Source organism: Clostridium amazonense, assembly GCF_056431285.1.
The window spans coordinates 497,559-511,501 of sequence record NZ_JBWKMH010000033.1 but is presented as its reverse complement, the minus strand read 5'-3'; the positions used below and the strand labels follow the sequence as shown (position 1 = coordinate 511,501).

Annotated in this window: 11 protein-coding genes and 1 tRNA gene; 8 read left to right on the top strand and 4 right to left on the bottom strand. The window is 24.7% G+C overall.

Annotated features, from left to right (window positions below; genetic code table 11):
* Positions 1–29 precede the first annotated feature (29 nt).
* The 6 genes from selB to AC07E4_RS17125 all read left to right on the top strand — a co-directional run bounded on the left by selB (position 30) and on the right by AC07E4_RS17125 (position 7,190).
* Positions 30–1,937, top strand: coding sequence for a selenocysteine-specific translation elongation factor (gene selB / locus AC07E4_RS17150; RefSeq protein ID WP_478217048.1), 1,908 nt, complete (start codon positions 30–32; stop codon positions 1,935–1,937).
* Between the two features lie 126 nt (positions 1,938–2,063).
* Positions 2,064–2,160, top strand: a tRNA-Sec gene (locus AC07E4_RS17145).
* A 506-nt stretch (positions 2,161–2,666) separates the two neighbouring features.
* Positions 2,667–3,278 (top strand): hypothetical protein, encoded by a 612-nt coding sequence (locus AC07E4_RS17140; protein WP_478217047.1) that lies wholly within the window; start codon positions 2,667–2,669, stop codon positions 3,276–3,278.
* Positions 3,279–4,187: 909 nt separating this feature from the next.
* A complete protein-coding gene (locus AC07E4_RS17135; RefSeq protein WP_034438157.1) occupies positions 4,188–4,406 on the top strand; it encodes a PspC domain-containing protein in 219 nt (72 codons plus the stop codon).
* Between the two features lie 81 nt (positions 4,407–4,487).
* Positions 4,488–4,868, top strand: coding sequence for a VOC family protein (locus tag AC07E4_RS17130; protein WP_034438156.1), 381 nt, complete (start codon positions 4,488–4,490; stop codon positions 4,866–4,868).
* Between the two features lie 414 nt (positions 4,869–5,282).
* Positions 5,283–7,190 (top strand): endonuclease MutS2, encoded by a 1,908-nt coding sequence (locus tag AC07E4_RS17125; RefSeq protein WP_478217046.1) that lies wholly within the window; start codon positions 5,283–5,285, stop codon positions 7,188–7,190.
* Between the two features lie 48 nt (positions 7,191–7,238).
* Here AC07E4_RS17125 and nadC read toward each other — a convergent pair whose 3' ends face one another.
* Genes nadC through nadA form a run of 3 tightly spaced genes read right to left on the bottom strand, consistent with a single transcriptional unit; the run spans position 7,239 to position 10,279 of the window.
* Positions 7,239–8,075, bottom strand: coding sequence for a carboxylating nicotinate-nucleotide diphosphorylase (nadC, locus tag AC07E4_RS17120; RefSeq protein ID WP_478217045.1), 837 nt, complete (start codon positions 8,073–8,075; stop codon positions 7,239–7,241).
* Entirely contained in the window at positions 8,056–9,366 is a 1,311-nt protein-coding gene (locus AC07E4_RS17115; RefSeq protein ID WP_478217044.1) for an L-aspartate oxidase, read from the bottom strand. Before AC07E4_RS17115 ends, nadC begins: the two co-directional genes overlap by 20 nt.
* A 1-nt stretch (position 9,367) precedes the next feature.
* A complete protein-coding gene (gene nadA / locus AC07E4_RS17110) occupies positions 9,368–10,279 on the bottom strand; it encodes a quinolinate synthase NadA (RefSeq protein WP_478217043.1) in 912 nt (303 codons plus the stop codon).
* Between the two features lie 158 nt (positions 10,280–10,437).
* On the opposite strand from nadA, the gene AC07E4_RS17105 reads away from it, so the two are divergent.
* Positions 10,438–12,162 carry a ComEC/Rec2 family competence protein gene (locus AC07E4_RS17105; protein WP_478217042.1) on the top strand — a complete coding sequence of 575 codons (1,725 nt, stop codon included), beginning with the start codon at positions 10,438–10,440 and terminating at the stop codon, positions 12,160–12,162.
* A gap of 226 nt (positions 12,163–12,388) precedes the next feature.
* Positions 12,389–13,414, top strand: a complete 1,026-nt coding sequence (gene holA, locus AC07E4_RS17100; protein WP_478217041.1) for a DNA polymerase III subunit delta — start codon at positions 12,389–12,391, stop codon at positions 13,412–13,414.
* A gap of 62 nt (positions 13,415–13,476) precedes the next feature.
* On the opposite strand, the gene rpsT is transcribed toward holA, so the two are convergent.
* Entirely contained in the window at positions 13,477–13,743 is a 267-nt protein-coding gene (rpsT, locus tag AC07E4_RS17095; RefSeq protein ID WP_034438141.1) for a 30S ribosomal protein S20, read from the bottom strand.
* Between the last annotated feature and the right edge of the window lie 200 nt (positions 13,744–13,943).

Genomic DNA, 13,943 nt, shown 5'->3' with positions numbered 1-13,943 from the left:
GTTATTATTGAAAGGGTGTTAATTGATATATGAAGCATATTATTATAGGTACAGCAGGACATATAGACCATGGAAAAACTACACTTATTAAAACATTAACAGGAAAAGAAACAGATACTCTTAAAGAAGAAAAAGATAGAGGAATATCAATAAACCTAGGTTTTACATACTTTGACTTGCCATCAGGAAAAAGAGCGGGAATAATAGATGTTCCAGGTCATGAAAAGTTCGTTAAAAACATGCTTGCTGGAATAAGTAGTATAGATGTAGTTTTATTAGTAATAGCAGCTGATGAGGGAATAATGCCTCAAACTAGAGAGCATTTTGAAATATTACAACTTTTAAATGTAAAAAAAGGTATAATAGTTCTTACAAAATGTGATTTAGTAGATGATGAATGGGTTGAAATGATAAAAAATGATATTAAAGAAGAATTTAAAGAAACTTTTTTAAGTGATGCACCAATACATGAAGTTTCATCTAAAACAAAGAAAGGCTTTGAAAGTTTAATAGATGACATTGAGAAGCTTACAAATGAAGTAGAGCCTAAAGATACAGAAGGACATTTTAGATTGCCTGTAGATAGAGTTTTTACCATAAAAGGATTTGGTACAGTTGTCACAGGAACAATAATAAGTGGAAGGGTCACTGTTGGTGACAATATAGAAATATATCCATCTAAAACTGTAACAAAAGTAAGAGGAATAAGAATACACGATGAACCTTGTGAAGTAGGTGAAGCTGGTCAAAGATGTGCTATAAATTTAGCAAATGTAAAAGTTGATGAAGTTAATAGGGGAAATGTAATAGCCAGAGAAAATATAATGGAACCATCATATAATATAGATTGTAATTTATATTATTTAAAAAGTGCAGATAAACCATTAGTAAATAGACAAAGAGTTAGGGTTTATCATGGAACAGAAGAAGTAATAGCTAGAGTTGTTATATTAGATAAGGAAGAACTAAAGCCAGGTGAAAGTGCGTATGTACAACTAAGATTAGAAAAGCAAATAACAGCACAAAGAAATGATAGATATGTATTAAGGAGTTACTCTCCAATGATAACTATTGCTGGTGGAACAATTATAGAACCAGTAGCTAAAAAAGCAAAAAGATTTGATGAAAAATATATTGAAGAACTAAAAGTAAAAGAAAGTGGGAAATCACATAGTATACTTGAAAACATAGTTAAAAAATTAAGCAGCACTTATCCAGATAAGCAAACTATAATAAAATCACTTGGTAAAAATTTAGAGAATATTGATGAAGAACTTGAAAATTTATTAAAAGATAGTATTATAGTAAAGCTTACAGCTTCTGAGAATAATATATATGTTCATAAAGATTTTGTAAAAGAAAAAATAAATCAAATAGAAGAACTTTTAACTGAATATCATAAAAAAAATCCATTGAAATTTGGTATGTCAAAAGAAGAAGTTAAAAACAAAGTATTTGGAAAATCTTTAAAGCAAAAAAATTATGATGAAATTTTAATGGTATTAGAAGAAAGAAAAATTATTAAGGTTACATCAAAATTTATATCACTATATATTTTTGAAATTGCCTACAATAAAGAGCAAGAGAGAATCAAAAATTTTATATTGGAAGAATATAAAGTTTCACAATATAATTGCCCTAAAGTTAGTGACTTAAGTGCAAAGGAAAAAGATAAGAGTGCATTTAAAATGGTATTTGAATCTTTATTAGATCAAGAAGCTTTAATAAAACTTTCAGAAGATTGCATATTAGAAATTGAAAATTACAAAAAAGGAAAAGAACTTATAGTAAATTATATAAAGGATAATAATTCTATAAATGCTAGTAAAACAAGAGAATTATTAGAAACTAATAGAAAATATGCTGTAGCATTATTAGAACAATTAGATGCTATAAAAGTTACTAAAAGAGTAGAAAACGATAGAATTTTGTATTAAAATAATTCAATATATGTAAAATAGTAAAGAAAATTTAAAGAATTTAAAAAAAACTGTTGAAAAATATAAGAAATTTGTTATAATAATAAATGTGCTTAAAAGCATAAAAAAAATAGTAGCAAATTTGGGAGTAGATAGGTGCTGGTGTGCCTGCCGGTCTTCAAAACCGTGTTGCCGTGCTAAGACCACGACGGGTGAGTTCGATTCTCACATATTCCCGCCAATTAGATTATTAAAATAACTAAGTTTGGTTATTTTAGAGATATAGAGCCGATATGATATAAAAATCATATCGGCTGTTTTATATTTAAAAAAGAAGATTTATATAAAATTTTTATAACAAAAATAAATTGTTTCTAGCTATTATATTAAAACGTATACTATTGTAAGTTTGCTTGCAAATAGTTTTGAAAATAGATAAGGCAATATCATTATTATAAATATCATCATTACAAATATCCCTGCAATTATTTAGAAAAGTCTTTTTATGAGTGTATTCAAAATAGTTATATGAAAATGTCATAAATATACCTCCAAAATATCAATATATTCATATATCATAATATAAGATTATATATTTGTTGATATTCAAATTATGTCAGTATACTAATTGAAACTTAAATGACGTTGTTAAAATGAATAAAGTAAAGAATTTTAAACATTTATTTTATCAAAAGCATTTATTAATTTTTATAAGTATAATAATAATAAATGTATTAGGAGGAATTTATGGATAAAAAATTTAAATTTTTATTAATCATTTTAACTATTCTATTTTTAAGTGTTGGGTTAATTTTTTATAAAAATGAAGGTCAATTAAAAAAATCTAATATAGCTATAAATAAATATTTAGATAAGGTAGAAATTAAAGAATTAGATGAACATAGTTTTCTTCAAAACTTAGCAAAAACACAGGATATAAGTTATGATGAAGCTATGGGTTTAAATAGTAAATACAAGGTTGATAATGAAAATATAGTAATAAAATATGCAGAGAAAATTCAACCATATAGTATTAATGATGATATGAATGTAGTTATGATTATAGATTTTAAGTATATTCATAATAAGGATACTAATGAGAATAAGATTATAAGTGTAGGTAGTACTTATATTAATTTAAATGGTGAATATGAAGGCAGTTGGAGTGGTTCAAAATTTAATAAATATATTGAACCTGAAGAAATAAGAATAAGTACAACAGGACAAATTTTAGTTGAGGTAAAAAATAAAAAGACTGATATTTCAGGATTGCAAAAAGTTATGGAAACGAAAAATAGTTTAAAATATGCAAGTGAAATAGAGACTTATGCAATGACAATAAATATAAAAGAATTATAAATATAAAATCTATAACCTTACGATATTCATATACAATAAAGAAATATTTATATATAATGAATATTATATAGGGGTACATTTTATATTCCAAGAAACAGGATTTATTTAAAACGTTATTCATAAAAATTTCAAAGAAACTCTAATGGATTTGTCATTTTATTTCCAAGACTAAACGGCTATTAGTGAACTAAATTAAGAGCTATGTAATTAAATTCTAGTCTATTTTTCATAACTCTTCGTTAGTAATTCACATTAATAAAATACCATTATTGATGTGAATTACTTCCTTGATTTATAAATAATATACATTAAATTTTAAATTACATATTTCTAAATTTAGTTCACACGACGTCCTATCTAGGCAGTCGCTGAACCCGTCCTTGGGTTCAGGCCTTGAAAATAAAACACAAATTAATAAGAGTTTCTAAATCAATTTTTAAAGAAATACTAATTTAAATAATTCCTGTTTCTTGATAAAAGAAAAAAATTTTCAATTGAGAAAGATGTTATTTTGAATTTGAACTTGGAACACTATAGAATCCAAGTTCAAATTCAAATTATTATTTCAAGTGAGAAAGAACTGTTTAAACGAATGTACAGAAATTAACAATTAACAATGAAGGATAAAACTGAATTATTATTTTTTTATTGGTTTACATAAGGATTTGCAAAGCAAATTATTTAAACACAATATAAAAACTAGTTTTTATGTGCTTCTATTTTTAAATATTAGGAACAAAGTGAGTAATAACTACCATAACTTTTCACTTTTACTTCTTACTTAGTTCCAATATAAAATAGAAATAACATGTAAATTTAGTAGTATCATTTGATAAAAAGATTATTTTAAATTTGAGCTTGGAAACCTATATAAGTAGAAGTTTAGTGTGAAAATAAGGGGTGAGAAACATGGAATTTTTTAAAAAGCCTATATATAAATGTAAAAAGAATAGAAAAATTGATGGAGTATGTGCAGGAATAGCCAAAACAATTGGAATAGATGTTAGTTGGATAAGACTACTTTTTGCAGTATCTATTTTTGCTGGTGGCTCAGGAATAATAGTTTATATATTATTAGATATAGTGCTTGATAATGAACCAGAAGACCCTTTAAATAGTGATTTATAATGATATGAAAAATTTAAGTTTAATTCCAGAGTATTTAACTAATAATATTTTAGACAGTAAATATTATTAGGAGGAATTAAAATGATTAATAAAATAGGAAAAATAACATTATATGTAGATAATCAAGAAGAAGCTAAAGCGTTTTGGGTTGAAAAGTTAAATTTTATTGTTAAATTTGAAAAAGAGATGGGACCTAATATGAAATGGATTGAAGTTGGACCAAGCGAAAGTGAATTTACTACGTTTATATTGTATAATAAAACTTTAATGAAATCACAAAATCCAGATGCAAACTTGGAACATCCATCAATAATTTTAAGCACAATTGATATAGAGTCAGCATATGATAAAATGAAAAATAATGGTGTTGAAGTAGGCATGATGATGAATATGCCATATGGAAAAATGTTTCCATTCAAAGACCAAGATGGAAATGAATATTTAGTTAGAGAAGATAAGTAAAATTATAATTATAATTTTAAATATTAAGTATTGACTAAGAATATTTAATATGATATTTTATAATAAATTGAATTAAAAAGGAGTGCTTTTTGTGAGTGAGGTAGTATCTAAATAAATTAATTTAATATTTTATAAATCTCAAAAAATAGGTATTAAAGTACCTTTGTTTGTTGTGGGTTTATTTAAATTAATGATGAAGATACCTTAATAGCAAAAAGACATTAAATATTAATGATGATAAATGTAACAATGATTTTTTTGTTGTATATGAAATATCATCTATGGTAATTGATTGTTAAGCTATGGATTTTCCATAGCTTTTATTTATTTAAATTAAAATTGAAGTTTTAAAAATAGGTATCTTCATAATGAATTTCTAATAAAAATTTAAAATTAGTTATGAGGAGAAAATAAATGAATAATAATGCAATAGAAAAATTACAATATAACGAAATAAAAGAAATGTTAAAATCATTTTGTGTGAGTGGATTAGGAAAGAATTTAATTGATAAGTTAACACCAGAATCAAATATGAAAATTGTAAAAACTAGACTACAGGAAACTAGTGAGGGGCGAAACATCTTAGATATATATAGTTATGTTCCACTAGAAGGAATTTCTAATATAAATAAATTTATAGAAAAAATTGAAAAAGGAATGGTTTTAGAGTGTGATGAGTTAAATAGTTTTAGTGATTTTTTTAGAGGGTGTACGAAGATAAAACAGTTTATGATAAATAAAGAAGATTTAGCGCCCCTATTAAGTTCATACTCTAATTCTATTGTAGATTTTAAATCAATTGAAGATGAAATTAACTTATCAATTAAAGGAAATAGGGTTGATTCATCTGCAAGTAAGGAATTAAAAAGAATAAGAAGACTAATAGATGTAACTGAGGAGAAAATAGAAGAAAAGTTAAGTAAATTCTTAAAGAATGATTCTAATAAGAAATATATACAAGAATTCTTTATAAGTAAAAGAAATGGAAGATATACTATTCCAATAAAAAGTTCCTATAAAAATTTTGTTGAAGGAAGCATTGTAGAATCATCATCAAAAGGAACCACAATATTTATGGAGCCTAAGGCTATAGGAAAATTAAGCCAGGAGTTGATTGTGTTAAAAAGTGATGAGGCCATAGAAGAATATCAAATTTTAGCTACACTTACAGGTATAATTTTAGAAAAAATAAAAGATATAAAAATAAATAAAGAATTAATAGCTCAATATGATATGATATTTTCCAAAGCTAAATATAGTAAAAGCATTAAAGGAATAGAACCTAAAATAAATAATTATGGATATATAAAACTAATTAAGTGTAAACATCCATTATTGAGGGGTAATGTAGTTCCATTAGATTTTGAAGTAGGAGATAATTATAGAACTTTAATAATAACAGGACCTAATGCTGGTGGAAAAACTGTGGTTTTGAAGACTTTAGGGTTACTAACATTGTTAGTACAATCAGGGATTCATATAGAAGGGGAAAAAGGTTCAGAAATAGCTATATTTGATAAAATATTTGTTGATATTGGTGATGATCAAAGTTTGGAAAATGCATTAAGTACTTTTTCATCACATATGAAAAATTTATCAGCTATAATGAAAGAAAGTAATAGAAATACATTACTATTATTTGATGAAATTGGAAGTGGAACAGAGCCAAGTGAAGGTGCTGCATTAGCCATATCAATACTAGAAGAATTTTATCACATGGGGTGTATTACTGTTGCAACAACACATTATGGAGAAATAAAAAGATTTTCAGAGAAACACAGTGACTTTGAAAATGCTGCAATGAAATTCAACAAAGAAACATTAGAACCATTATACAAATTAGTCATTGGAAAAGCTGGTAATAGTAATGCAATTTGGATTTCAAGAAAAATGGGTATAAGTGAGGAAGTTTTAGAACGTGCACAAAATTATATGAAGAAAAGAGAATATAATTTTAATTTAGTCAAAGAAAGTAAAGTAAAAAAGGCTTCTTTTGATGAACAAGAAACTAACAAAGAAAACTTTTATGAATATAAAAAAGGAGATAAAGTTCTATTGCTAGATTACAATTATTCAGGAATTGTATATGAAGAAATAGATGAAAACAATAACTTAAAGATATTTGTAAACAATGATATTTTAGAAGTCAATTATAAAAGAATAAAATTAGAAATAAAGGCAAGTAATCTATACCCAGAAGATTATGATTTAAATACAATTTTTCAAGAATATAAAGAGAGAAAATTAGAAAAAGATATTAAGAGAGGATCTAAAAAAGCTCTAAAAAAAATTCAAAAAGAAATAAAAAAACATTATATATAATTAAGAAAAATATAAGGAGATGTAAAATATTTTACATCTCCTTAAAAGCTATATATATTTCAAATTTTTAAGAGAAATATCTAAAGACTTATAAGAATGAGTAGTTGCACCGCTTGATATAAAATCAACACCAGTTTCTGCAACAGATTTTATTGTGGATAAATCGATATTACCAGAAGCTTCAGTTAAAGCAGTACCATCAATAACTTTAACTGCATCATTCATAGTTTCAATGCTCATATTGTCAAGCATTATTATGTCAGCATTAGTTAAAATTGCTTCTTTAACTTCTTCTATACTTTCAGTTTCAACCTCGATTTTTTTTAGATTTCCTATGTTATTTCTTACGAGAGTAACAGCATTTATTATGTTTCCAGCAGCCTTTATATGGTTATCTTTTATTAAGATACCATCAGAAAGAGAATATCTATGATTTACGCCACCACCAATTTTAACAGCATATTTTTCAAACATTCTAAGACCAGGTGTAGTTTTTCTAGTATCTAAAAGTTTTGCTTTAGTATGAGAAATTTCTTTTACTAAGTTATTAGTTAAAGTAGCTATTCCACTCATTCTTTGAATTATATTAAGAGCTAATCTTTCACCAGAAAGTATGTTTTTCGTATTCCCCTTTAAATTAGCTATAATATCACCTTTTTTTATAATATCACCATCTTTAAAATTAAAAGATATATCTACATTTCCAAGAAGTTCAAAAACCCTTTTAAATACAGGGAGTCCTGCAATTATACCATCTTCTTTACAGATTAATTCAATACTACAAAGGCTATCATCATTTACAATGGAATCTGTAGTCAAGTCATAATAAGGCATATCTTCTTTCAATGAGTTTATTAAAAAATCATCAACTGCAAACCAATTCATTTTTTATATCGCTCCTTAAATTTTTTAATTTATCTATTATTAAAATTTCATCATTTTTAATAAGGGATGTATATTCTGAAAAATCTAGTATTTTATCGAAAGTATAATAACTAGATTTTATGGAACTATTATTAATTAAGCGTGAAGCCCTACGAGAGAATACTAACGCCTCTAGTAAAGAGTTACTTGCAAGTCTATTGTTTCCATGGACTCCGGTACAACTAACTTCACCAACAGCAAATAAATTTTTCATAGAGGTTTCAGAATTTAAATTTACCTCTATACCTCCCATGAAGTAATGTTGAGCAGGGCATACAGGAATTCTTTCTTTTGTTATATCATAGCCTTTTTCCATACATTTTTTATATATTGATGGAAATCTAGTTTTGATAAAATCACTAGGTTTATGAGAAATATCTAAATACACATAAGGTATATGACTTTTGGATATTTCTTTTTTTATAGCTTCAGTAACAACATCTCTAGGTAATAATTCATCTATAAAACGTTCATTATTACAATTAAAAAGAAGAGCACCTTCTCCTCTTAAAGATTCTGAAATCAAAAAACTTCTATCAGTAGAGTTTTTTTCATATAAAGAAGTTGGATGAAATTGAATATATTGAAGATCTTTAACTTTTATAGAATGTCTTAATGCAATGCTTAAGGCACTACCTCTTAATGATTTATCATTAGTTGAATGTATAAATAATCCTCCAATTCCACCACAAGCAAGAACAGTGTGCTTCGCATTAACTGTAAATATTTTATCTTTACTTAAAAACACTCCGCCATAACATAAATTCTTTGTATTTATAATATCAACAAGACAAGCATCTTCAATTATAGTTATATTTGTTTTTGAACAAGCTTTTTGTTTTAATGTTTCAAAGACTTTTTCACCTGTTTTATCTTTGCAATGAACAATTCTATTTACACTGTGACATCCTTCACGAGTATAATCTAGTTTATTATTTATTAAATCAAATGGTACACCTAACTTTATAAGTGTATCTATATTTTCTATAGATTCTGCAACTAAAGTTTTTACTGCATTTAAATTATTTTTATAATTGCCAGCTCTTAGTGTATCGTTTATAAATAATTCTTCATCTTCTTTATTTAGAGCTGTAGAGATACCACCTTGGGCTAAGTATGAGTTACAATTTATAGTTTTAGATTTAGTAACTATTAAAATATTTAAATTATCACTCAAATTTAGTGCGGTATAAAGACCTGCTATTCCACTTCCAATAATTAAAACATCAGCATATAAATGTTCAGAATTCATTTTATATGCCTAAACTAAGCATATTCTTTAATGAAGCTGAAGCACCTGCTATAACATCTTCAGAAAGAATTACTTCATTATCTAAGTTTTTTAATGTATTATAAAGCGATTTTAGTGATGTTTTTTTCATATTGGAACAAGTCATATCTAAAAAATAAAAGTTTTTATTTGGATATTTCATTTCTAAATCATATTTTACACCGCATTCAGTTACTATAAGATAATTTTCTGATGAATCAGAACCTACAAAATCTATTATTTCTTTAGTACTACCAACAAAAGAAGCTTTGTCACAGACTTCTTTTTTGCATTCAGGGTGAACTAAAATTTTATAAGGTTTATCTTTCATTTCTAATTTGAAAGTATCTAAATCATTTAATGTAATATTATTATGGATAGGGCAATAACCGCTCCATAAAATTATATTTTTTTCAGGAAGTTTATTTGCAACATAAGATCCTAAATTTTTATCTGGAACAAAAATAATATCCTTTTCTTTTATATTAGAAACTATATTTATAGCACTAGAAGATGTGCAACAAACATCTGAAACAGATTTAACTTCACTAGAAGAGTTTACGTAGCAAACTACTTTACTATTAGGGTAATCTTGTTTTAATTTTAATATATCTTCCTTTGTTACCATATCTGCCATTGGACATGTTGCTGTCTGTGAGCTATATAGTACTTTTTTTTCAGGCGATAATATCTTAGCGCTTTCAGCCATAAATGTAACACCACAAACAACTAAAAGTTGTTTGTCGCTTTTTTTACCAATTTCGCTTAAATAATAAGAGTCACCTACATAATCAGCAATTTGTTGAATTTCTTTAGGCTGATAAAGATGAGCTAGTATAAGGGCATCTTTATCTTTTTTTAATTTTACAATTTCATTTTCTAAATTTAAGCACATAAGTACGACCTCACTTTTGATGTTTATACTAGTGTATATACACTAGTATAAATATAACACTCATGAAAAGAATAGGCAATATAAATTTGAAAAAATGGATATAAATGAATTAAAGTGTCAATGATTACATATATAATATAATAAAATTAGGTGATCAAATGTATAGGCCATTGGTTTTATATGCTATTTCAATACTTTTAGGTTCTGTTACTTCATATATTTTTTTAGAAAAAATATATATAGGAATAATTATAAATGTTATATTAATAATTATTTTTTATAAAAAGTTAGAAAAAGAAGATTTTATAATTGCTATGATATTTGTATTTATTGGTTTTATGTCACATTATAATTACTTCAATTTTGAGCTTGGTGAACAAATTCAGGGTAGAATAATAGAATGTAACAAATATAAAATTGTAGCTACTGTGAAAAATAGAAAGGTATTTTTAGAGGGAGAAGGTTTATCTAGTTTAAAAATTGGAGATGTTTTTGAGGCAAAAGGTAATTTTAAATTTGATATAGATTATAAAAATGGATCTTTGGGAATTTTTAACATAGATAGTATGAATTCAAATAGTGATATATTAAGTAAAGTTTATAATATAAAGAATTTGTGTTATCAAGAAATAGAAAAATATGATGAAGAATTAGCCAATTTTGTAATGGCTATATCATTAGGTGATAAATCGTTTTTAGATTACGAAAAAAAAGGTGTAATGAATACATTAGGGATAATACATATAATTACTGTTTCTGGATTTCATATAGCACTTATTTATACATTTATAGAAAAAGTATTAAATTACAAAGTTGCAATAGTAACTACCTATATATATATAACAATTATAGGATATACTCCATCTACTGTTAGAGCATTTATAATGATATTTATTTTAGTTATGTCTAAAAAAGTTTATAGAAATTATGATAGTTTAAGTAGTTTATCATTAGCATTTATAATATTAGTTTCTATGAAACCATACTACATATTAAATCCAGCATTTAATTTATCATTTTTATCAGTATTAGGAATTATTACTATGAAAGATAAATTTGATAAAGTATTAGACTTTTTGCCTACATTAATAAAAGATTCAGTGTCTATAACTCTATCAGCATCAATGCTTACAACTTTATATATGGCATACAATTTTAAAAAAGTAAATTTAAATGGAATTGTTGCAAATTTTCTATTGATGCCATTTTATTCATTTTTAATAATTGTTAGTAATTTGCTTTTAATTTTAATATATATACCAAAGTTTAATAAAGTTTTTATATATTTATTGAAAGGATTACTTTTATGCACAAATACTTTTGAAAATTTTATAGTTAGCAATTTTAATACTGTATATACTATAAGTTATATTGGAGCATTAACTATAACATCAATGTATATATCATATATTTTTTATAAAAAAAATCATAAGAACACAATTTTCATACCAATCATAATGACAATATTTACCCTTGTTAATATGTATTCATATTATCCCAATATAAGTTATATAAAAACAAAAAAAGGTACAACAATAAATATAAGCTATAAAATGAATAATATCATACTGAGCAATAATAAAGTAAAAATATCAAAAATACGAGAAGATATTAAAGTAGATAGAATATATGATGAAATAGAAAATGAAAAAAATATAAAGTTAAATAATAAATATAATATTATGGTAAAAAATAATGGAAAAGATTTAGATTTAATTATTGATGATAAAATTATTATAACTAAAAATAGGAAATCTAATTTAGACAATAATAAAGCTTATAAACAAGTGAAAATAGTTGAAGATGATAGAAATGTAGGAATTGGATTTACCTATGATAAATATAAGTTAGTAAATAAAAATGTATTCCAGGTTCAAATTTAAAATAGAAATGAATAATCTTAACCATAACTAATCACTTTTCACTCTTAGTTCTTAATTGATTTTAATCATAATATCAAAATAAACTGTAAGATTGATATTATTATTTGATAAAAAGATTACTTTGAATTTGAGCTTTGAATCCTATATATGTTGTAAGTTTTCGTTAGAAATTATAATATATATATATATGGTTTTAAATTTATAATTAGAGGTAGGAGATTAAAGTTTGATTAACTTAGTTGAATTTGAACAAAAAATTAAAAAAAATAGTATAGATAATTTTTATATATTTTGTGGAAGTGATGAAAGTATAATAAAAAATTGTATAGATAGTATTTCTAAAAAAGTGATTACCAATGATTTTAAAGATTTTAATTATATAAGATTAGATGGTAGAAAAGTTAGTAATGATGAAGTAGTGAATGCTTGTGAAACATTACCTTTTATGGAAGAAAAAAAAGTTGTTGAAATTTTTAGAGCTAATTTTTTAGATGATAATAAAAGTAGCGATGATGAAAAAAACATGGATTTTAGTAAATTATTAAAATATGTACAGGACATACCACCATATACTATTTTTATTATGTATTATATTTTTAAAAGTGACAGAGAAAAGCCAAGTTCTAAAATAAAGAAATTAGAGAAGTTTGGAACACTAGTAAAAATAGATAAAATGAAGGGTGCAAATCTTAGTTATAAAGTAAAAGAGGTTTTTGAGAAAAAAGGTAAGAAAATAGATAAAGCAGAATTAAGTTTTTTTTGTAGTTTGGTAGATGGAAATATGAACATTATAAATAATGAAGTTGAAAAACTTTGTTGTTATTGTGAGGGTAGAAACATAACTAAGGAAGATATAACACTATTAATGTCTCAAAAAAATGAAAATGATATCTTTAATTTTGTAGATTATTTATCTCAAAAAAATATAAAAAAATCTATTGATATACTAAATGAACTTATATATAAAGGTGATGAAGTTACAAGTATACTTTATATGATTCAAAGACAATTTAAACTTTTATTAGCTTTAAGAGTTGGTATAGATTCTGGTGAAAGTTTAGATAAATTAGCTAAAGAATATAGATTACATCCGTTTATTGCAGAAAAGATGATGAAACAGAGCAGAAAATTTACGGTAGAAAAACTAAAAAGTAATTTAGAACTTTCATTAAAAGTTGAAAAAAATATAAAAAGTTTAAATACTAATAATAGAACTCAATTAGAATTCTTTGTAATAAATAGTATTATATAAAAAAAAGAGCTATATTATAGCTCTTTTTTTATAATAAAAAACCGGTATTGACCGGTTATTTATTATGCTGATAAATTAGATAACTTAGTAGCTAATCTAGATTTTTTTCTAGCTGCTTTGTTTTTATGTATTATTCCTTTGTTTGCAGCCATATCTAAAGCTTTAACAACTACAGTATAGTTTGCTTTAGCTTCTTCTACATTTTTGTTAGCAACTGCAGTTTCAAACTTTTTGATTGTAGTTTTAAGTGCAGATTTTATCATTGTATTTCTAAGAGTTTTAGCCTTAGTAACTTTTATTCTTTTTTTTGCTGACTTAATGTTTGCCATTTCACTTCACCCCCTTGCATTTTTATCACGCCTCGGCAGCTTTGGGGAAGTCTGCGTACGAGTATTTATATTCAACAAGTGATATTATATCATTATTTTTTTACTACTTCAAGTAAAATTTATCATTTAAATATAAAAATATGATAAGGCATGAATAATAATGTTTTATTAACATTATAACCAATATTCTTTATCAAATG

Excerpts from the sequence above, each read along its gene's own strand:
- selB (WP_478217048.1), top strand. The coding sequence starts at position 30 with ATGAAGCATATTATTATAGGTACAGCAGGACATATAGACCATGGAAAA.
- AC07E4_RS17140 (WP_478217047.1), top strand. The coding sequence starts at position 2,667 with ATGGATAAAAAATTTAAATTTTTATTAATCATTTTAACTATTCTATTT.
- AC07E4_RS17135 (WP_034438157.1), top strand. The coding sequence starts at position 4,188 with ATGGAATTTTTTAAAAAGCCTATATATAAATGTAAAAAGAATAGAAAA.
- AC07E4_RS17130 (WP_034438156.1), top strand. The coding sequence starts at position 4,488 with ATGATTAATAAAATAGGAAAAATAACATTATATGTAGATAATCAAGAA.
- AC07E4_RS17125 (WP_478217046.1), top strand. The coding sequence starts at position 5,283 with ATGAATAATAATGCAATAGAAAAATTACAATATAACGAAATAAAAGAA.
- nadC (WP_478217045.1), bottom strand. The coding sequence starts at position 8,075 with ATGAATTGGTTTGCAGTTGATGATTTTTTAATAAACTCATTGAAAGAA.
- AC07E4_RS17115 (WP_478217044.1), bottom strand. The coding sequence starts at position 9,366 with ATGAATTCTGAACATTTATATGCTGATGTTTTAATTATTGGAAGTGGA.
- nadA (WP_478217043.1), bottom strand. The coding sequence starts at position 10,279 with ATGTGCTTAAATTTAGAAAATGAAATTGTAAAATTAAAAAAAGATAAA.
- AC07E4_RS17105 (WP_478217042.1), top strand. The coding sequence starts at position 10,438 with ATGTATAGGCCATTGGTTTTATATGCTATTTCAATACTTTTAGGTTCT.
- rpsT (WP_034438141.1), bottom strand. The coding sequence starts at position 13,743 with ATGGCAAACATTAAGTCAGCAAAAAAAAGAATAAAAGTTACTAAGGCT.